General features: G+C 42.4%; 10 protein-coding genes. 8 read left to right on the forward strand and 2 right to left on the reverse strand.

The features are described 5' to 3' along the window. The first annotated feature begins 3 nt into the window (after window positions 1-3). Window positions 4-777, forward strand: a complete 774-nt coding sequence (locus tag QE357_RS03735) for a glycosyltransferase family 2 protein (RefSeq protein ID WP_309705953.1) — start codon at window positions 4-6, stop codon at window positions 775-777. Between the two features lie 4 nt (window positions 778-781). Here the strand turns inward: QE357_RS03735 and QE357_RS03740 are convergent, their stop codons facing one another. After that, complete coding sequence (locus tag QE357_RS03740) at window positions 782-2,086, reverse strand: nucleotide sugar dehydrogenase (protein ID WP_309705956.1); 1,305 nt, start codon at window positions 2,084-2,086, stop codon at window positions 782-784. A 158-nt stretch (window positions 2,087-2,244) separates the two neighbouring features. On the opposite strand from QE357_RS03740, the gene QE357_RS03745 reads away from it, so the two are divergent. Further along, complete coding sequence (locus tag QE357_RS03745) at window positions 2,245-3,249, forward strand: sugar transferase (protein ID WP_307142063.1); 1,005 nt, start codon at window positions 2,245-2,247, stop codon at window positions 3,247-3,249. Window positions 3,250-3,352: 103 nt separating this feature from the next. Here the strand turns inward: QE357_RS03745 and QE357_RS03750 are convergent, their stop codons facing one another. After that, on the reverse strand, window positions 3,353-3,982 hold the full coding sequence (locus QE357_RS03750; RefSeq protein WP_309705960.1) for a HupE/UreJ family protein: 630 nt from the start codon (window positions 3,980-3,982) through the stop codon (window positions 3,353-3,355). Window positions 3,983-5,495: 1,513 nt separating this feature from the next. On the opposite strand from QE357_RS03750, the gene QE357_RS03755 reads away from it, so the two are divergent. From QE357_RS03755 to QE357_RS03780, 6 genes are all read left to right on the forward strand, one after another. Further along, the gene (locus QE357_RS03755) at window positions 5,496-8,720 is read left to right on the forward strand and encodes a DUF6443 domain-containing protein (protein ID WP_309705962.1); all 3,225 of its coding nucleotides are present in this window, start codon (window positions 5,496-5,498) and stop codon (window positions 8,718-8,720) included. Between the two features lie 1,171 nt (window positions 8,721-9,891). Further along, window positions 9,892-12,264, forward strand: coding sequence for a hypothetical protein (locus QE357_RS03760; protein ID WP_309705964.1), 2,373 nt, complete (start codon window positions 9,892-9,894; stop codon window positions 12,262-12,264). Window positions 12,265-12,658: 394 nt separating this feature from the next. Continuing rightward, complete coding sequence (locus QE357_RS03765; RefSeq protein ID WP_309705966.1) at window positions 12,659-15,043, forward strand: SdrD B-like domain-containing protein; 2,385 nt, start codon at window positions 12,659-12,661, stop codon at window positions 15,041-15,043. A gap of 90 nt (window positions 15,044-15,133) precedes the next feature. Beyond that, window positions 15,134-19,480 carry an RICIN domain-containing protein gene (locus tag QE357_RS03770; RefSeq protein WP_309705968.1) on the forward strand — a complete coding sequence of 1,449 codons (4,347 nt, stop codon included), beginning with the start codon at window positions 15,134-15,136 and terminating at the stop codon, window positions 19,478-19,480. Between the two features lie 705 nt (window positions 19,481-20,185). Then, a complete protein-coding gene (locus QE357_RS03775) occupies window positions 20,186-20,752 on the forward strand; it encodes a hypothetical protein (RefSeq protein ID WP_309705970.1) in 567 nt (188 codons plus the stop codon). Window positions 20,753-20,835: 83 nt separating this feature from the next. Continuing rightward, window positions 20,836-22,494, forward strand: a complete 1,659-nt coding sequence (locus QE357_RS03780) for a hypothetical protein (protein ID WP_309705972.1) — start codon at window positions 20,836-20,838, stop codon at window positions 22,492-22,494. Window positions 22,495-22,712: the final 218 nt, after the last annotated feature.

Here is a 22,712-nt window from a genome sequence, read left to right on the forward strand (position 1 = left end):
TTTATGCAAATTACAGCAACAATTGTAACCTATAGCAACGATAAAAAAGTTTTAAAGGAAGCAATCGATAGTTTTTTAGATACCGAATTAGTTGTCAAATTATTTATAATTGATAATTCACCTGAAGATTCTATTCGGATACTAGCCATGGATAGTCGAATTGAATATATATTCAATAACTCTAATTTAGGCTTTGGGAAAGCTCACAATATTGGAATAAAGCTTTCTCAGGCATGTAGTGCGGAATACCACCTGGTTTTGAATCCAGATGTGTATTTTTCCAAGGGAACGCTTGAAAAAATTTATTCTTTTCTTAGTGCTCACCGAGAATACGGACTACTGATGCCAAAAGTAATGTATCCGAATGGCGAGACTCAATACCTTTGTAAAAATCCGCCTTCGCTTTCCATATTGATTCTACGTAGATTTATGCCGAACGGTATACGTAAATTATTTAAGAAGAAACTAGATAAATTCGAATATAGAGATCATACTTATAATAGTATTATTGAAAATGTACCTTATTTATCAGGATGTTTCATGTTTTTTCGCAATGAGACATTGAAAAAGGTAGGCGGTTTTGATGAACGAATTTTTATGTACATGGAAGACGCCGATATTACGTATCGTACGCTTAGCTATGCTAAAACGGTCTATTATCCAGAAGCTACGATTACGCATCACTTTGCCAAAGGTTCGTATAAGAACTTTAAACTGATGTATTATAACATCGAGGGGGCGTTTGTTTACTTTAAAAAATGGGGTTTAAAATTTTGAGTATCTACAGTCGTCCGCTTACCATACTTTTGTCTAATACAGATTTTACATCATAAATAATCGTATCAGCGTTGCTAATCTTTTTCCAGTTCATGGTTAAAAAAGGTGTGTGTGCAACAGCCAGTATAACAGCTTCATAAGTATGTATAGGTTCAGGGATTAGGTTTATACCTAATTCGAGGCTGACTTTTGCTTGAGAAGCGACAGGATCCCAGATATCTACCTGTAATCCAAACTCCTGAAGTTCCTGAATAACATCAATGACTTTACTGTTACGAGTATCCGGACAGTTCTCTTTGTAGGTTATTCCTAGAATGAGTACTCGGCTTTCGTCAATTTTGTGTCCTTTTCGAATCATGAGTTTAACGACTTTATTGGCGATATAGACCCCCATCTGATCGTTAATTCTTCGTCCAGAAAGTAATACCTGCGGATGATACCCTACACTTTCCGCTTTATGGAGTAGATAGTAAGGATCCACTCCAATGCAATGCCCACCTACCAGGCCCGGTTTGAAGTTGAGAAAATTCCATTTTGTTGCTGCGGCTTCCAGCACTTCATGCGTATCAATATTAAGTTTGTCGAATAGCAAAGCAAGCTCATTCATGAAGGAAATATTAACGTCTCGTTGAGCATTCTCAATGGCTTTGCTTGCCTCTGCCACTCGAATAGAGCTAGCTTTGAAAGTACCTGCGGTGATGATGCTTTGATATAGCTTGTCAATGTAGTCGGCTACTTCGGGCGTAGAGCCAGATGTTACTTTTTTAATCGAGGTGATGGGGCGGGAAGAATCACCAGGGTTAATGCGTTCAGGAGAATAACCACAAAAAAAATCCTGGTTATAAATTAACCCACTTTCCTGTTCCAGAATGGGGATGCAGTCTTCCTCTGTGCACCCTGGGTATACCGTCGACTCATAGATAACAATATCATCTTTTTTAAGTATTTTGCCTATAAAACTAGTAGATGTTAATAAATGATATAAATTTGGTTGTTTATAAATATCTACTGGCGTAGGAACAGCAATAATATAAATATCAGCAGATTTTATGTCATTTATATTGTCAGTGTATTCGAGCAAAGAAGCCTGTTGCAACTGATGTGTGGTTTGCTGCTGAGTATAATCATTTTTATTCTTTAATTCTTTGATTCTGAGGTGATTGATGTCGAATCCTATCGTTTTGTATTTAGTTCCAAAGGCTACTGCTAGTGGTAATCCTACGTATCCTAATCCAATGATTGCTATCGTAATGTCCTGATTTGGTATTTTAAATTTTTTTACAATTTGAGCCTCGAAATTAGTATTCATGATTAGTTTTTAAGAATTGTTAAGAAATGCATTGGATGTCTCACGGTTGTACCTTATATTAGCTGGCGACTGCCATCGATAGCAATTTCCTCTATTTAGATTATAAGCTATTATTTGAAATTAGTACTTCCTCCTATGAAGCGAAATTAACTTATTTTATGGCTACACGTTTATATCCAACCTATCATCAGTTTATTCATCATCTCAAAAGTAAGCGTACTTCGAAAAGCAAAGTTGTTTTGTTTACGGGGTATGATTACTTTCTGCAAAAGCAGGATTTAAGATGGTTACTGTCTCAGTATAAGGAAGTAGTACTGATTCCACGCTATGTTGATGAGATGTATTTGATTCAGGAGGCTATTGCTCCGCTTTTTGAAGAATACGACGATGTGCATCTGGTTGCAAACCCCGAGTATGATGAACGTTACCGTATTATCTATGAGTTTGCCGTAAGCCATAATAAGACCATTAAGATTACGACTGTTTATGACTTCTGTGAGAAATATTTAAAGAAGGTCTATATTCCAGAATCGTATAATGAAAATAATCCTAAGTTAAGTAATATTCAGACGAACAACCGATTTCAAAATATTTGTAAGAACGTCATTGACCTTTCTGTTTCGTCGGTTTTACTTGCCATATCCAGCCCATTGTGGTTACTGAGTCGAATTAAAATTGCTCAGGAGTCCCCAGGACCTATATTCTATCGGCAGAGCCGGGTAGGTTTAAATCAGCGAGAGTTTGATTGTATTAAGTTTCGTTCCATGCGTTTGGATGCCGAAGCCGCAGGTGCTCAATTTTCCAGCAAAAAAGACAAGCGGGTTTTTAGATACGGTGCTTTTATGCGGGCCACTCGTATTGACGAATTACCTCAGTTGCTTAGTGTTTTTCGGGGAGAAATCTCTTTGGTAGGGCCACGTCCTGAGCGTCGGGTTTTTACAGAAAGTTTTGAAGAAGTGATTCCTCATTACTCAACCCGGCATCTGATTAAACCCGGTATCACGGGTTATGCTCAGGTGATGTACCCTTACGGAGCTGGAGCCAAAGATGCCCGTCACAAACTGATGTACGATTTATATTACATCAAGAATTGGACGGTTGGTCTGGAAATGCAAATTATCTGGAAGACGGTTGTCACTGTACTTGATTACCGTGGTTATTAATAGACCCGATAAAATTGTTTTATTTGATTGGTCATATACTACTTAAAGAAGAAGGGAACTCAATCATATTGGGTTCCCTTCTTCTTTGCACAGAATAAGCTTATCATTCAGGGACATGGCCCATCAACTCCTGCCAGTAATCGGATTCTTTGATGAGAATAAGAGCAATGCCGGCAACCGCTCCCGAGAGAATCAGTTTCCAATCGTGTTTTCTTACTTTAAATAGAGAGATCAAGACCCATGAAATAGTTAAAATAATTAAGACAATCAGTAGCTGACCCAGTTCTAGTCCTAAGTTGAATGCCAATAAGGGCTTAAGAATAGAGGCTTCCCGGCCTAGTAAGCTTCTCAAATAATTCGAAAAGCCCATCCCATGAATTAAACCGAAGAATAGGGCCATTAAATAACGAGGAACCGGATTTTGCGGAACATCTTCAATGAACAGACTATCGGGATAGGTCTTCTGAAAGATATTCGTGAAGGCGGTCAGTAAGATGGTAATGGGGATAAGAAACTCAATGACTTCGGTTCGGTACTGAATATAGTTGAGCGTGGCCAAAGCCAGGGTTACGCTATGCCCCAAGGTAAAAGCCGTAACCAGAATGAGCACCTTCCGCCAGTCTTTTAATTGGTAAATGGCACAAAGGGCTATGATAAAAATAATGTGATCATACCCATTGGGATCCGTTATATGATCAAAACCGAGCTGTAAATACAGAAAAAATTCATTCATAGTCTTTAGGTCTCTGTGAGCAGGCTAATAGGTCCTCTAATTAAGTAGAAGAAGCCTAACTCTGCATTCAGAAGAAATAATAGGCAAACCGCTTTACGGTGTAAAGATAGAGCTTACCGAAGCAAAAATTGAAGACAAGCGTAGTGACTAGAGTATAAGAGTACTCTCGCACGGGCTAGACAACCCCTCTTTTCAGGAATAGCTTCAAGGGATAGGGCTTCAAACACTTTCCACACTAACTTCATTTAACGTTGTACGATCTGAAGCAAGGTTTCTTAGGATAAGGTGCTACAAATGAAAATAGCGGCTTCATTGTTTATTAAGGAAAACCAGTTGATGAGCAGACAGTGCTCGTACTATACCCTTCAGTCGATTTGAAAGACAAGCTGAACACTTGATGGTGTTCAGGGCATTATATTCTTCCGCTAAGGGCTTGGCAGTCTAATCGTATCGTTTGATTCAAGCAATTCAAGTGGGCTGGGGTAGCCATACTGAATTGATGAGTACCTTAATTTTGGCTTGCTACATTCAACCCAACAGGCGTCAAAAAGCTTCACCAATTGAGAATCGCAGAAAGATACATAAGTTCTTTCGCCCCGTTCGAGAAATAGACTAGTTTTCCAAATTGACCTCTCGAATGCAGGGAGAGAACTTACTTAGAATTTGAGATCACTTTCCTTAGTTGAGAATACATAGAAAAGTAAGCAAGTTTCTACGCTTCGCTTTGGATGACAGGGAGGTAGGGGTTGCTAGTAATAATGTATTATCTTATCTGTTAGCTCGAATGTAACGAGATGCCTACGTACTATCTTCCTATTTTGTTTCAAATACCATTTTTAGATAACCTTTAATGCCTGTCTTTTTTCTAAGATTTACAATAAGTCATATCTATGGTGTAAAGCTAACATCAAATGTTAGGCGGCCAATCAGTTAAAGTTTGAGTGGGATCTAATCCAAGAATAGGCCGCTGTATGTAATAAATACCAGCTGAATTAGTTACTTGGATTGTCTAGTTTAAAGCCTATCTAGCCATATTTTTTTTACCTGACACTATTTTATAAATTTATTTCAAAAGCTTTATTTTAAGTCTATCTATTAATCATACATGCTATACTAAAGCAGTGTAATCATTTGTTAATTTTATTTTTTTACTTGCTTAACTAATTGAATTTCAGTTCTTATTATATCCAGAATTTGATGACTAGATCCAATGAAAAGTCTCTTTGCTAAGTTACTTTCTCAAGCTTTTTAAAAAAAATAAATTTTAATTGGTTGTTCAGAAAAAACAAATTAGAATTGCATTAAAATCTAACGATTCCACCGCCTAACGCTTATGAAACTTCTGTACCTTTTACCCTTCCATTGTTTCGGTATCCACTGATCTTTCAATCGGAAATTTCTCTTTATATAAGTAAGCTAGTGTATGCTAGTTTGCCAGGGTATGCTTTGCTTTACTTGAGGTATATCTGATCAGTTATTGCCCATTGCCTGACCACCTACCTGTCCATCATTTATGGATGCGAAATCCTATTGTCGTATAGTTTTATACGTTAGTTTATTTTCCCTGTTTTTTACTCTTCACCTAGGAGCTCAGAGCACGGATCAGAACTTCATTTTATCCCGTACTTATAAAACTCGCCAAACGTCCCTTGCTACGAACGTGAAAGAGGCGAGTCAACAAGTGCAATACCTGGACGGCTTAGGCAGACCCCTGCAAAGCATTTCCATTCAGGCCAGTCCCCTCATGGGCAGTTCGGCTCCCCAGGATATTATTTCGCATATCGAATACGATGCCCTGGGCCGGGTTAGTAAATCCTACCTGCCTTATCCAGCGTATGGGAATGGCAGCTATCAAAGTGGAGCGGCCGATGCAGCCAATGCCTTTTATAACTCCTCGAACTTCAATTACCCCAATACCCGAGGTTTTACGCAGACGGAATATGAAGCCTCGTCACTGAGCCGTCCGCTCAAGCAGTATGCGGGAGGCAGCAGTACTGCCGTAAACATTAGCTATCAAACGAATGCGGCTAGTGAGGTTAATTTCTATACGGTTAGCCTGAGCAGTAGTGAGAATACGCCTCCTAGCTTAGGGCAAAGTCAGACGTATCCTGCGAATGCACTTTCCTACACGGAGACGAAGGATGAGGATGGAAACAAGGCGAGAGAATACAAGGATAAAGCTGGACGGGTGATTCTGAAACGGGTATACGCCAATGAAACGTTAGATACCTATTACGTGTACAATAGTTTAGGTCAGCTGAGCTTCGTGTTGCAACCCCAGTATCAGGTTACGCAGGATGTCAACTTATTTGCCTTCCGTTATACGTATAACAAGAAGGGGTTGCTGAGTCGGAAGCTGATTCCGGGGGGTGGGGAAACCAGCCTTACTTACAATGAGCGGGATCTGCTGGCTACGAGTACGGATGCCCGGGGTCGTACGACGTATTATACGTATGACGGGCTTAATCGTCCCCTGGAAACGGGGGAGGTGATTGGCAGTACTCAGGTTCCCCTGACTCGTACGCGTTATGATAGTTATCCTACTTCGACAAGTTTAGAACAATATAGCCAGCCTGGTTTCGAGTCCTATGCGGGCAGTAGTGCGACGACAGCTACGCAGGGACTAGTGACGGTGACGGCTACGCGTATTCTACAGGCGGAATCCAATCAGCCCAGTAGCAAATGGTATTTTACTACGCACTACTACAACGATCGTCAACAGGTCATCGAGACCATTCGCGATCTGTACGGTTTTTCGGGGGATGCCAAAGAGGTGCATGCCCGTCAGCTTCGCTTTGACGGGCACGTGCTGGCTGAGTTAGTAAAGCAGAATCTTCCCTCGGGTATTCACAGCGTAGAGAAGTTCTACAGCTACGATCAGGCGGACCGGCTACTGTCGACGCGTTATGTGGTGAAAAAAGGAGATGTTCTGCAAAAAGACGTAACGCTGGCGGCTCACCGCTACGATGGGATCGGTCAGCTTCAGCAAACGTTTTTACACTCGGTGAATGCGACGCAGTTTCGCGAGCAGTTAGACTACAAGTATACGCCCCGAGCGTTTTTAAGTACGATCCTGGGTAAAAGCAGTGGGGGGGACAACTTTGGCATTGATCTGCGTTACGATCAGGTAAGTTCGGGAGCGACGGCTCAGAAAAACGGGAACATTGCCCAGTTGCTCTGGAAGAAGAATGCCAATGACTGGACGGGCTTTAACTATACCTACGATGGAGCCGGTCGGTTGAAGACGGCAACGGGTATTCTGGACAATACCTACCAGGAGAGTATTCCTTCCTACGATCGCAACGGCAATATTCTCTCGCTCAACCGTTCAGGCAATGGGAGTACTTGGGATCAGCTGAGCTATGATTATACCAATACTGGGAACCGGTTGTTGAAAGTAACCGATGGGACAAATAATGCGGCGGGTTTTAACAACGGGAACAGTGGTAGCAGCAACGATTATAGTTATGATGCGGCAGGGAACTTGATTCAGGATGCCAACCGGGGTATTGCGGCTGGGGGCATCAAGTACAACCTGTTGAATCTGATAGGCAAGGTTGAAACGGACACCATCCTAACCTACGACTACGACGGGTCAGGCAGCAAGCTACGGATGACGCGGAAGGGGGTGTTTCATACCAAATACGCGGGTATCTTTGAATACGATGAAAATGATTATTTGACGCGGATAGCTACCGAAGAAGGGCAGATTCGGGTGAGTAACAATGGGACGAGTTATGCGGTGGAGTACTACCTCAAGGATCATTTGGGCAACGTACGGGTGGTGTTAGATGAGAATGGCAACAAGGTGCAGGAGACGGAGTACTTTGCTTTTGGGCTAGCGATCCCGAAAACGATGGGCACGAATAAGTATCTTTATAATGGCAAAGAGTTACAGCCGAAAACGGGATTTCTGGATTATGGGGCTCGGCAGTATGATCCTGCTATTGGACGATGGATGAGTATTGATCCTCTAAGTGAAAAGATGAGAAGATGGTCCCCTTTTAACTATGCCTTTAATAACCCATTCCGCTTCATTGATCCCGATGGAATGGAAGCAAAGGATTGGGTATTAGATAAAAACAAAAATATTTACTGGGATAAAGACGCTAATTCTCAAGAATCCACTAAAGCTGGAGAAACCTATTTAGGCAAAACTTTAAATTTAGTATTTAATAGTTATATAGATGAAAAATTATGGGATGGTCCTCTAGGAGATATACCAACAGGTGACAAACTCACGTCTACTCTTACTATAACCGGCTCAGAAAATACAAGTGGAGAACTAACAGGAATTACAGCGACTAAAAACGTTGTTATTGGATCAACACCAATAGGAGGGTCAGCAAGAGACTATTATCCTGGAGAAGGAGGAAGTAATAATTTATACACCCTTGTCAAATCTAACAACAGTTATTCAATAAACTTTGAACAACATGCGAGTGTAAATAGGATTGAAGAAATAGGAATGTCAACAATGGGCTATAGAATAGTTGATGTAGCACAAAAATTAAACCTGAACATAAGTAATCAAGGCCAAGTTTCACTAAGTGCTTATACAAATATTTTTCCTTCAGCGACGCTCACAGCAAATGGTATTCAACTTTTTCATTACCCACAGCCATCCTATGGGAAAACGCATAGCGTACCTATGTTGACTTCCCCTACTGCTATCTCGGGGGCTAACAATAGAGCAAATTATCCTTATTATCCATCTAGATTCTATAAACGTAATTAAATCTCTTATAATGAATAATAAAAAATATTTTCTGTACAACATTGTTTGTGAATTGTTCTTTTATTTGTGTCTATTCTCAAAAGATACAAATAATAAATTGCTTGAAATTGATAACATCTTAAGTGGGAATACGATTTTATACTTTTTAATATTCATACTTCCATTTCTATTTATAAAACTTTTATTTTATACAATGTGCATTAAATACATTTTTAAAATTAAAGTTTTCTTATATTTCTCAATAGGTATTTTATTATATATAATAACAGATCATTATATCTATATATACATGACTTCAGATAATTTTCAATATATTGATTATGATGCGTTAATAAGGTCATTAATTAGAATTGTTTTTTTATCAATATTTTATAGAGAAATTAAAATAAAGTACATATGATTTATCAGTACATATATCATTTTTATTGCATTTAATGTATTAAGTATAAAGCAGACACTAAATAAGGCAAAATGCTATGTAAATATTAGTCTTAATTTTATTTATAAGTATGATAAATGACATCGGCGGACTTGATTTAAGAAGATCATATTTACGAGGAGTATAATGAATGTACATAAAAATGTGTTTTTTATCAAAATTTTTGAAAGCTAGGCCTCTATTATCAAAGTTATTAAAATAATATGCGAAAACATCTACAACTTCTGTGGGCCTTTAGCCTGCTAAGCGGCTCTTGCTTTGCCCAAATTCCCCACTGTTCCAAGTGTTCGTCCTAAGGACACCACTTGGAACGAACGATAAAAAGGCAGTTTGCAACTGCTGCCAGTTACAGACTGATAGTCATCCGTCGTTGTGAGTATTAAGTGGACCAATCTATTGATGGGCAACATCCGATGAAATATAAAAAATAGTAATAATCTAAGAAAAGAAATCCATTAGGCCATATGCATAAAACCAAAGATGTACCCGAAGATTAAGAAGTTGATCCTTAGTCTTGGGTTGAGTCCTATCTCCATTTTGAGGTTGGAAAGTACACTCCTTTTGTAAAAAAGTCTACCTAACCTAATTATTAAGGTGAATCATATCATAAGAATAACTTAATTCATTAGATTTTTAATGATCGCGAGTGGTTCCTTGTCTACTTAGGAGAGTTAACCAATTCTTTATGATTTGCACTTTTAAAACACGACTACCTTTTTTAAATAGTTTCACATGAATAGAAAGATCCTAGTAGCTTTTGGTTTGCAATTGCTTTGTATAGGAAAGATATGGGCACAGACTCAAACAATTATGCCCCCTCTACCAACTACATCATCTTTAGTAAATTACATAGATAAGCCCGTGAGCACATATACGGGTATTCCACAAATCAATATTCCTTTATGGAATATTAAACTTAAAAATATAGAACTACCAATTACTCTTACTTATGACGCAGGAGGCGTGAAAGTTGAACAGGAAGCATCAAATGTAGGTCTGTCGTGGTCTTTAGTAGTAGGGGGAGTAATTACACGTTCAGTAAGAGATATTCCTGATGATTATAATAGGTATGAAAATATTCCTAGAATAGAAGATCGTCCTTTTGATATTTCGCCTAGTGGTGAACACCCCAGAATAGGAAGATTTTGGTCGGGTAAATACGAAGTATTAAAAAATTTTGATTTTAACAACACAGACTGGACCTATGTAAGTAAATCAATAGCAGACATGAAGTCTAAATATAAAGGACTTATGCTTGATGGAATGAATGATCTCGAACCTGACATTTTTTATTTTTCCTTTGGAGATAAATATGGAAAGTTCGTGTTTGATGTAAACGGAACCAATCAAAGTATCATAATGCTGCCCTATCAGGAATTATCCATCAGTCATACCATAGATACAAAAGGAGAAATTGCTACATTTACAGTTATTGATAGTGATGGTACACAGTATTTATTTGACAAAGTTGAAAGACTCGAACGCATTAATGCTTCAATAACGTATCCCACTCCTCTTGCAGCAGTTTTAGATCCAGATCTTCAAACGACGGAATCAACCGTAATAACTAAATTTAATTCAAGCTGGTTTCTCTCTAAAATTACTACTATTAATCAAGAAACAGTGATTTATTCTTATACCGACGAAAGCTCCGATCAATATGATAGACCTAGCTCCACAGGTAAAATTGGAAAGTATAATACAGTCAATATAGAATACAACTTTTTATTATCTAATAATAGTAGTAGGACTAAGTCCACCACGCAAAAAAGGATTAGCAAAATAGAAACTGATAGTGAGATTGTTGAATTTATAGCTAACCATCAGCGTCAAGATAAGACACTTCCTTCTTATGCTATAACCAACATTCAAATTAAGAATAAAATAACAGGTGAGTTTTTAAGGATTTTTGACCTAAATTATTCATATTTTCAAAGCCCTACTTCTGAAGCTTTTAATGGTATGTCAAATGTGTTTGTGGCTTTAGTTGGCTCCGAGAACCCTTCTTACTATAAAAGGCTTAAGTTAAATAGCATTACAGAAAAAGCCGGAGATGGTTCTTCGTTACCGCCTTACGTTTTTTCCTATCATGAATCTGTAGCATTACCACATCGATTTACTTATCAACAGGATATTTGGGGTTACTTTAATGGGCAATCTTCCAACAAAAATCTCTTTCCAACTACATATATATATTCTGATTTGCAGGGAAGCGATAGATACCGGGTATATCCTAGATGCAATGCTACCTTGCCTACAGGTTCTTCGGTCGTTCAAGGAGGAAACCGTTTGCCTAATTCCGAATTCATGAAAATGGGATCTCTTTATAAAATCGTTTATCCTACCGGAGGATATACAGAATTTGAATATGAAGTTAATCGATTCCTATACGATAATTGTGAATATGAAGGCGGGGGTATAAGAATAAAAAATATCAAAAACTATATAGCTTCCTCTCAACTAGCAACAAGAAAATCATATAACTATCTAGATTATCAAGGAAAGTCATCCGGTCGCATAATTTCTATGCCTACATTCGTTATGAGAACTCTAGTACAATTATTTTATTACAGTTCTTCGCAAAATGCATTAGGGACCACCAATGGCAGCTATGTGGGATATGAAATGGTAAAAGAAACCTCAGAAAGTCAAAGTAACGGTAGTATAATCTATGAATATAGTGTTCCTGCTACGTATAATCAGCCATCAGATACTGTCTACGGATTGTATGAAGTTAGCAAAGTCAAATGGCTAGATCAGTTGGCCTATACGAATGATCCTAAATATATTGCTTTGAAAAATGAATTTAATCTTCAACCCAATATGCAACCTTACCCCCCTAATCCGGATTATGATTGGAATAGAGGTAAACTAATAAAACAAACCTTTTTTAACAGCTCGGGATCAAAAGTAAAAGAAATTATAAGATCATATAAAATCTATGATGCTTCTCTTACGAAGGGGGTTAAAGAAATATATGGATTTAGTATATATTCCTTTATGGGCTGCTTAGTTAGCGGTTGCTCAGCAACCATTTATAGCAAATATAAACTATTAACCAATCGGGCAAATGTTTTGAAATCAGTTCAGGAAATTAATTATTAATAAAAATCCGTCGTTCATCGTTATTTTTATACTTTGTAATCATAAGCATGTAAAGGCTTTTTACCGTAATATCAGATGACTTGAAGATTAAGAATAAATTCAATTTATAACTGTTGTCAGCGACATATTGATAGTCTCCATAGTTGCGAATAAAGCTTCAATGACCACTCACAATAACACTAAAGTATGGACACTGCTGAAACACAAAAAGTAGTAATTATTCAAGGAAAGAATATTCTATTAGGCTATATGCCAAAAACCAAAGAAGTCTCCGAAGACTATGGAGCCAATCCTTAGTCTTCGGGTTGAGGCTTGTTTCCATCGAAAGGTAGGAAAAACATACCCCTTTTAGAAAGAAAACTACCTAACCTAACTATCCAAGGTAAATCATCTTATGAAAGTACCTGTACTAATAAGCCTTTTAACGATCGCGAGCGGTTCCTTGTCAGCTCAGGTGAGTGGTCGGGTGTATGAGGATATCAATGCCAACGGCAAGCTCGATACCTTCGAGTCAGGTAAAGCAGGCCTGCTCATCAAAGCCTACAGCCTGAGCCAGGAGCTCGGTCAGCCCCAGCTCCTGACTCAAACCCGCAGTGATGAGCGGGGGTATTACGAGCTTTCCATTCCTTCGGGCCTTGCCATTCGCCTCGTCTTTGGCTCTGCTGGATCGGGTCTTCAAAGCAGTGGGACGACTCCTGCTGTTCGTTTTGTCAAAAGCCCCCGAACTCAACTCAACTACGGCTGCTTTGACCCCAGTCATTTGCAAAGCGACACGCCCGAGCTCATCTCTCCGGTTTATCATCAGGGCCTAGCCAAGGATACCCTTTCGGCTTTAGCCGTCTTAGTTTCCAGCAAGGACAGCGTGTATTCGCTCGCTAGTCCGAAACAGGTCGGGGCTCTCTGGGGGGTTACCTTCGATGCCGCTAACCACCTGCTTTACTCGGCGGCTTTAGCCAAACGCCACGTGGCCTACGGTCCTCTGGGTCCCGGCGGCCTCTACCGCACGGACTGGAAAACCAAACAGACTACTCCCTATCTGGATCTCAAGTCTCTGGGCATTCCTACCGGAATCGATCGCCACGAACAGCTCTCGGCGGATTTGTGGGGCAAAAGTACCGATCCTCACTTCATGGATCAGGTCGGTAAAGTCAGTTTGGGCGGTATGGATCTGCTAGAGGGGAAGCTCTATGTCATGAACCTATCCAATCGCACGCTCTATGGTCTGAGCCTGCCCGCCGATACGGCGGCTCGTCCCACCAGTAAAGACCTCAAAGCCTATGTGTTACCTCAACTACCGAATCAGACCGGAGAGATGCGGCCCTTTGCCGTCAAAGCCCATCAGGGCAAAATCTACGTTGGTCTGGTCTATGATGCTTCGATTTCTCAGCAGGTAAAAGATCTCTCGGCGAGCGTGTTAGAGCTTGACCCTGCGACGGGAGTCTTCACAACGGTAGTAACGATTCCATTGGATTACACCCGGGGTAAAGTGGTGGACGGGCTGAGTCTTTCCACCTGGTTGCCCTGGAGTGATGACTTTACCAAGGCTCTGCATCCCGAGTACCCTTCCCTGGCGGTTCGACCCCAGCCTATGCTTTCATCGCTGGCTTTTGACCGGGAGGGAGCCTTAATTCTGGGCTTCATGGACCGCTTCGGGCATCAGTCGGGTACGGGACAGCCCGATCCATTGGCACAGTCTAGCTACACGGGGATAGCAGCCGGAGACGTATTGCGAGTGTATCCCCGAACGCCTCAGAAACAAAATCTGCACTATACGCTGGAGGCCAACGCTCAGGCGGGAATGCTCAAAAGTCAGGGTCTGAACAACGCCCAGGGGCCTCAGGGCGGGGAGTTTTACTTTAGCGACCACTTTGAGTCGGTGGAAGCGAAGCCCCGGGTTATTCATGAAGAAACGGGTTCGGGGGGGCTGGTGTATCTACCCCTGAGCCAGGAGCTGTTGATGACCGTTCATGAGCCTACGAACGAATACAATACGGGCGGCATCAAGGCCCTCTCGGCCGTGGAAGGTAGTAGCACGAAGGGCTGGAACCTGTTTACGAACGGTCAGGCGGGCAGCTTTTCCAAGTCCAATGGGGTGGGAGGCCTGGCTCTGGTGCGTCCGCAGGCCGATCTCACCCTGGGAGATCGCCTCTGGATCGATACCAATGAAGACGGGATTCAGGACCCCGAGGAAGAGGCCCTAACAGGGCAAGCGGTTGAACTTTGGCAAGGGGATAAAAAAGTAGCCCAGACCTTGTCGGATGAGGAAGGACGTTACGCTTTTTCTGCGTTGAACGTAGCGGGTGGTATCAAGGCTCATACGGGTTATGAAATTCGCTTTCCACTTTCCAAAGACCTGACGCTCACGAAAACAAAAGCGGGAGCCGATGCAGAGCTGGATAACGATGCCCAGCTGATGGAAGGAAAAGCGTTCATCGCCCTGACCACCCAGGCTGGCGGCGAGAGTTTACATCAGCTCGATGCCGGATTTGTAGTACAGGGTAAACCCCAGGAGATCCTAGCCAAGGGCGAAGGAGCGTTGAAGGTATATCCTAATCCGGTAGCACGTTATGTGCAGGTAGAAGCTCCGGCCCAAGCTCCGACGGCCCAGTTGAAAGTAACGACGCTGAGTGGTCATACGGTAGTGGAGCGAACGTTAACGGCCCGTCAGGGGCAGTACCGCCAAACGCTGAGTCTAGGGGAGCTGCCTCCGGGAGTGTACATGTTGCAACTCGTAGAAACGGGCCAGCATCATGCTGCTTTTAAACTCAGCAAAGAGTAGCCAACACATTTGAATGGTTCTAATGGCAACTAGGCTTAATGACCATAGGCTTATCGTTTCTTAGTACTTAATCTTAGCATCTACCTTGTAGTGAAACACTTGCTATCCTATTTTTATCACTGGACTTTTCTAGTGGTACTGCCTTTGTTAAGCCCTGTTTGTCAGGCTCAACTGACCACCACCACCGATTACCAGTATTCCTCCACTCACCTGCAGGTGACGAAGGAACGTACGCCCCAAAGTGATGGTTCGGTTCTGGAAACCCAGTACACGTATCCTCCGGATTATACCAACGGTCCGTATGCCGCTTTACAAGCACTCGTTCAACAAAATATCATTACCCCCGTCATTCAGAAAAAGGTCATTCGTGAGATGGGCTCCTCCCGAGACGTCATCAGTGCTCAGATCATTACCTATAAACTCTGGTCTGTGGGCGGCAAACAAGTGCCGCTGCCTTATAAAGTTTACTCCCTCTTAATTAATTCCCCTTTGTCAGAAGGCTTGTTTACCGACTATGCTGGCAACTCGCCGGATTTTACTACCCTTGGCACTTCTACCACGTATCAGGTAGAAATAGAATATACCGATTACGATGAAAAGGGAAATCTGCAGAGTCTGCTTTCCAAGGGCAATCAGAAGACCTCATACCTGTGGGGCTATAATGGACAGTATCCCATCGCCGAAATTCAGAATGCGAATAAGACAGAAGTGGATGCGGCTCTGAGTGCAGCGGGTACCTCCCGATCGGATATCTCGGCTCTGACCAGTGATGCACAGCTTCAGACTAAGTTTACCAGCATTCAGAATGCTCTTCAAAGCATTCCTGCTCTTTTGAAGGGATATACCTATCGAGTAGGGGTGGGCATGGCATCTATGACTGATGTGATGGGTAAGGTTACGGCGTACCAGTATGATGGATTGAGTCGACTGGCTGAGATTCGGGAAAACAACGCGTCTGGAAGCCTCATTCAGAGCTTTGGTTATCACTACCAGGGGCAAGGGTTAGATAACGCTACTTCGGTTAGCACTTCTCCCGGAGTCACGGTTCCTGCTACACCAAGCTTAACGGGTGGAACCTCTACAAACTGCAATTTTACCATAAGTACGTCTCCAACGGCTTCGGCTGGTTGTGGGGGAACGGTGACTCTGTCGGCTAGCTGCTCGGGCAATGATTGTTCGGGGGTAGTCTATAGCTGGAGTGGGCCTAATAGCTTTACGGGCTCGAGTAGCTCAGTGAACGTAACGGCACCCTCTACGGCGGGTAGCTACACCTACACGGTAACGGCGAGTAAGAGTGGATGTACTTCCCAGCAGAAGCAGGTGACCTTGACGGTGAGTTGTGGAGGAACGTGTAACTACACGAACAATCAGCTCTTGGGTTCGACATCAGGGAAGGATATTTATGTCAAGGTAGTAGGTAACTGCAAATACATTGCCTTTGAACCAGGGGGAGAAACTCGTGCTCTGGACTGGTTGTATGTATTAGTCAATAACGGAGGTTGGGCTTCGGGGGTGACGCCTTTGACATCGGATCAGATTCCGGTCTGTTTCAAGCAGCCGGGTGAAAGCTGTCCTGGGGGTTGTAGTACTCCGGGTGCTCCGAATGTGAGTGCGAGTGCGACGAGCATCAACTCAGGGCAGTCGTCCACGTTGACGGCGAGTAATTGTTCGGGGACGGTGAGCTGGAGCAGTGGACAAAGTGGTAGTAGCATTCAGGTGAGTCCTACGGCAACGACTACGTACACGGCGACCTGTACGGTGGGCAGTTGTAGCAGCCCGGCTTCGAGTGGGGTGACCGTTACGGTGAATCCACCCGCTTCGGATCGTCTGGTGGTGGCTAGCATCAGTGGCATTTCGGGTCAGGCTAGTACCAAGAAGCGGGTAACGATATCGAATCCTTACTCGGGTAATCGGACGTATTTGTGGTACATCTACCGTGATTCGGATATGCAGTACATCAGCAATGGCCCCAACACTTCCAGTAGCAATGGCATCTTTGATGTGGATCTGGCTTCGTATAATCTGGTTTCGGGAACGGTGTATCGTTTGTACGTAGGGGATACGGGAGATTCAGGGAACTCTCGGCATGGCTATAACACCTTCACTATTGGGAGCAGTGCCAGTAACTGTGCTTTCACGGTGAGTACGCCTTCAACGGCTTCGGCTGGTTGTGGGGGAACGGTGACTCTGTCGGCTAGCTGCTCGGGCAATGATTGTTCGGGGGTAGTCTATAGCTGGAGTGGGCCTAATAGCTTTACGGGCTCGAGTAGCTCAGTGAACGTAACGGCACCCTCTACGGCGGGTAGCTACACCTACACGGTAACGGCGAGTAAGAGTGGATGTACTTCCCAGCAGAAGCAGGTGACCTTGACGGTGAGTTGTGGAGGAACGTGTAACTACACGAACAATCAGCTCTTGGGTTCGACATCAGGGAAGGATATTTATGTCAAGGTAGTAGGTAACTGCAAATACATTGCCTTTGAACCAGGGGGAGAAACTCGTGCTCTGGACTGGTTGTATGTATTAGTCAATAACGGAGGTTGGGCTTCGGGGGTGACGCCTTTGACATCGGATCAGATTCCGGTCTGTTTCAAGCAGCCGGGTGAAAGCTGTCCTGGGGGTTGTAGTACTCCGGGTGCTCCGAATGTGAGTGCGAGTGCGACGAGCATCAACTCAGGGCAGTCGTCCACGTTGACGGCGAGTAATTGTTCGGGGACGGTGAGCTGGAGCAGTGGACAAAGTGGTAGTAGCATTCAGGTGAGTCCTACGGCAACGACTACGTACACGGCGACCTGTACGGTGGGCAGTTGTAGCAGCCCGGCTTCGAGTGGGGTGACCGTTACGGTGAATCCACCCGCTTCGGATCGTCTGGTGGTGGCTAGCATCAGTGGCATTTCGGGTCAGGCTAGTACCAAGAAGCGGGTAACGATATCGAATCCTTACTCGGGTAATCGGACGTATTTGTGGTACATCTACCGTGATTCGGATATGCAGTACATCAGCAATGGCCCCAACACTTCCAGTAGCAATGGCATCTTTGATGTGGATCTGGCTTCGTATAATCTGGTTTCGGGAACGGTGTATCGTTTGTATGTAGGGGATACGGGAGATTCAGGGAACTCTCGGCATGGCTATAACACCTTCACTATTGGGAGCAGTGCCAGTAACTGTGCTTTCACGGTGAGTACGCCTTCAACGGCTTCGGCTGGTTGTGGGGGAACGGTGACTCTGTCGGCTAGCTGCTCGGGCAATGATTGTTCGGGGGTAGTCTATAGCTGGAGTGGGCCTAATAGCTTTACGGGCTCGAGTAGCTCAGTGAACGTAACGGCACCCTCTACGGCGGGTAGCTACACCTACACGGTAACGGCGAGTAAGAGTGGATGTACTTCCCAGCAGAAGCAGGTGACCTTGACGGTGAGCTGCGGAGGAACGGGTCAGGTGAGCCAACCTTACAGTAGCGTGGATGGTGGCGATTGTACGAGTATCTGGGGCTGGGCCTTTGACGGTGGTAATACGCAAAGCTCAGTAAGTCTGGATGTGTACATCAATGGTACCAAGACGGCTACCATTCCAACCAACGTGTCCCGTGCCGATGTCGCCAGTTACTATGGAACGGGTTCCTACAATATGTACGGCTTTAGCTACAGCATTCCTGCCTCGGTGAAGAATGGCACCCAGCTAAGCGTATCGCTGAAATTTGCGGGTACGCAAACGGAACTATCGGGTAGTCCCAAAGTGATTGGGGTCTGCCAGGGCAGTGGAGGCTGTGCAACGGGTGCCCCGAGTGTGAGTGCAAGTGCGACGAGCATCACTTCGGGTCAGAAAGTAACCTTGTCGGCCAGTGGCTGTTCGGGCACGGTGACCTGGAGCAATGGACAAACGGGGAGTAGCCTTGTTGTACGTCCCGCCGCGAGTATGCAATACACGGCGACGTGTTCGGCAAATGGTTGTACGAGTAGTGCTTCGGCTACGGTAAGTATTCAGGTGACCACGAGTATTGCCGCGGGCTGTTACCGGATCCAGGGCTTTCAGTCAGAGAAGTACCTGCAGGATCGGGGTTTGAATACGCAGTTGCAACAGTACACAAGTAACGGTCAGAACAATCAGCTCTGGAAGGTGGAGTCGGTGGGATCGGGATTGATGAAGATCATTTCGACTAGCTCGGGGTATGGCTGGGATATTGACGGAGCCAGTCAGAGTGACGGAGCGATCCTGAAGCTGTACAGCTATGGGGGGGGCAGCAATCAGCAGTTTGGCATCAGCTATGTCAATGACGAGTACGGTGGGTTCCGGGTGACACCTTCGCATGCCAGCAACAAGTGCGTAGAGATCGGAGGCTTCAGTGTGTCTGACGGAGGTAATGCCGCACAGCAGGGGTATGCGGGCAATGGCAACCAGCGATGGGTCTTCGTGCCTGCTACATGTCCTGCAAACTAATAATCCCAAACAAACTTTATACATTAAGATTATCTAAAAGTGGTTAGGGTTAAATTACCTCGATGGGTTTTCTAGTTCAACCCATCGAGGTAATGTGAATAAAAACTTGATTCATTTCACCCCGTCTAATTTTAGGACTTGGCTTTTAACTTAACTTATAAAACTAGATAAGGCTACCTAAATCCAGATAAACTTTATGATATTTTACAAACATTTGTAAAATATCATAAAGTTTAAACGTCTCCATCCAGTTATCAAATCATCTCCCCAAGTGGATGATCTTCTGGCTTTCCTCTGTGAAATAGGATAGCATATACATGAAGTTTCGTAATGGATTTACTCACTCAATGGTATCCCAGCAGACTTTCTACCTAATAAGCTAATTACATTTACCTTCATTCTATCACCCCAAACTGTTCCAAGTGTTAAGCTCGCTCAGCGAGCTTAAGGATAAAGGTAATTTATAACTGCTTTTAGCTATAGACTAATAGGCATTCATTGTTGCGATTATTAAGTGAAGCAAGCTATGAGGGGCACATCCGGAACAATACCTAGTAAAATATAAAAAGCAATAATGATTAAGGAAAGAATATTTCACTTGTCTATAAGCTTAAAAATAGATAACTCTAAATTCTTATAGAACATTGATTGTAATTATTAAAACGATTTTTAAAAGTAGTTTTTTTAATTTTATTTTTTTGGGATATGATGAGAATTCAATTATTTATAGCAGGGTTAATACTCTGGTTGCACATTTCAATTTGCAATGTTTGGAGTCAAAATAACATCCCAAGACCGCCTGTAACCCTACCTAGTCCTAACGTAGCTTCTCTTGGCCAGTACGGAAACTACCCTGTAAGCTATTTTACTGGTGTTCCACAGATTACAATTCCTCTTTATGAATTACAAGAAAAAAATCTTCAAGTTCCAATTAGTCTCAGCTATCATGCCTCTGGTTTTCGTCCAGATCAGCACCCAGGTTGGGTTGGTTTAGGCTGGAGTCTTCAAGCAGGGGGAGTTATTACGCGTCAGGTGAACGATTTAACGGATGAATATGATAACCCCAATTTTTACCGAAGAGAAAAAGCAGGTTACTATTATAACTCTTCTGTTCTAAACAGGAGTGACTGGAACCAAACATCTTATCTACAAACGATTGCTAGAGACGTAAATCTCTGGCTAAAGGATACAGAGCCGGATGAGTTTAGTTTTAGCCTTCCAAATGGAACAAGTGGAAAATTCTATGTACGCATACAGGGAAATGGAAGGTAAGCTGTGATAGACCTATCTCCGTGGAGGTAACTACCACTAGCTTATTAGAACCACCTTTTACGCCACCCTATGAATCTACCTATATGAAATTTGGTAGTTATACTAAAACCTTTGCCGGTTTTAGTATAACCGATGAAAACGGCATAAAGTATATCTTTGGCTCTAACGGCTCGACTACAAACGCTATCGAATATAGTATCGGTTTTTTTAAACAAAACATAGATGAATGGATAGCCACAAGCTGGTATCTAACAACAATTCAACATCCTAATGGAGAAAAAATAGATTTTACATATGAAAGGGATTCTTTCATTGCACAGATGTACATTTCTGTCTATAAGGATATTACCACTAAAGTTGTTAGCCCTTCAGGAATTTTGGGTCCTCCTTATGCCGATTGTCAGTCTTCAGGTACAACGGATGTTGGCGGGTCATATTCAGGCCAGTTGACTTCACCTGTCTACCTTTCAGAGGTTAGTACAAATAATGTAAAAGTAAAGTTCGTACGAACGAATACTACAGAGCTACGTTACGCACAGTCAGTTTTTGATTGGCAATACAGTAAATATTACTCAAATCCTGATTACCCAAGTTTTCTTCCTTTTTTAGAAGACAATAGCTGGAGTACTTATCCAGCTTGTCTAAACAAACTTCAATGGAAAAAGTTAGACCAAGTGAGAATTGAAGAAAATAAAGTACTACAAAAAGCTTTCAATTTTGATTATAGTAAAAATATAAACCAGCGACTAACCCTGTTATCACTTACAGAGCAAGGAGGGAGCAGTAATCCATTAAAGCCTCCTTATGTATTCTCCTACAATACATCTGTACCTCTGCCAGACTACTTGGCAAATACAAACGACCATTGGGGATTCTACAATGGGATATATGCATATACTAATGATTTAAATGCATATTATAATTATCGAGAATCAAAAGCGGGTTATCTGTTAGCAGGCACCCTCAACAAAATCAAATATCCGACGGGAGGGATAACTGATTTTTTGTTCGAGCCTAATCAATACAGTCAACAGGCCGCTGATAACCGTGAAAATGCTCCTGTGATGTATGAACAGGATAAAATTGCTGGTGGACTCCGGATTCGAAAGATTTCTAGTTATGACTCCCTTCGGCTTCAAGAAAAAGTAGAAAAAGAATACTATTATGTTAAAGATTATACTGGAGGAAGCTTTACTAGTTTTCGTTCAAGTGGTATTCTTGGAGGACAAATTAAGTATTACTTTGACGATTACCGAGTTAAGTCATTTAGTGATGATAATGTAACCTATAGTAAAGCAATTTTTTCTTCACAATCGGTACTTCCAGGTAATTATAATAGTCAAGGTAGCCACATAGGATATTCAGAGATTATTGAAAAACTGAGTGATGGCAGCTATACCAAATACACTTATTCTAACCTAAATAATTCTGCATATCGAGATTTGGCGGCTGATAATAGCCTTCAACCCAATCGGATAATTTATCAACCTTACACGAACCGTGAAATGAATAGAGGTAAGCTTTTATCAGAGCAAAACTATAATTCTACCGATAAACTACTGCGTTCTAAAATCATTAATTATCAACAAATAGGCACAGATATTGAGGTCCGAGCATTGCGTGCCCTCTATTTCAATGTATGTCCAGGTGTTACAGTTGTAAGTGTAGAAGAGGCAACGGCTTATAAATTCCTTGCCCATTCATTTTTGCCAATTAACGAACAGATTACTGTATATCAGTAAAGTATTAATTACTTGCTGGAGTATACGAAACTAAGTAGTTCCAAGTGTTAAGCTTGAGGATAAAAGTAGTTTTTAACTGTCGTCAGTTGTAGACAGACAATCATCCTTGTGACTATTAAATGAAGCATTCTATGCTATGTATTACCCGAAATAAATAATATTTGGTGAAAGATAAAAAACAGTAGTGATCAAGTAAAGAACATTCCATTAGGCTATAA

Origin of the sequence: Siphonobacter sp. SORGH_AS_0500, assembly GCF_031453245.1 — a bacterium.
In the GTDB taxonomy this organism is placed as follows: Bacteria; Bacteroidota; Bacteroidia; order Cytophagales; family Spirosomataceae; genus Siphonobacter.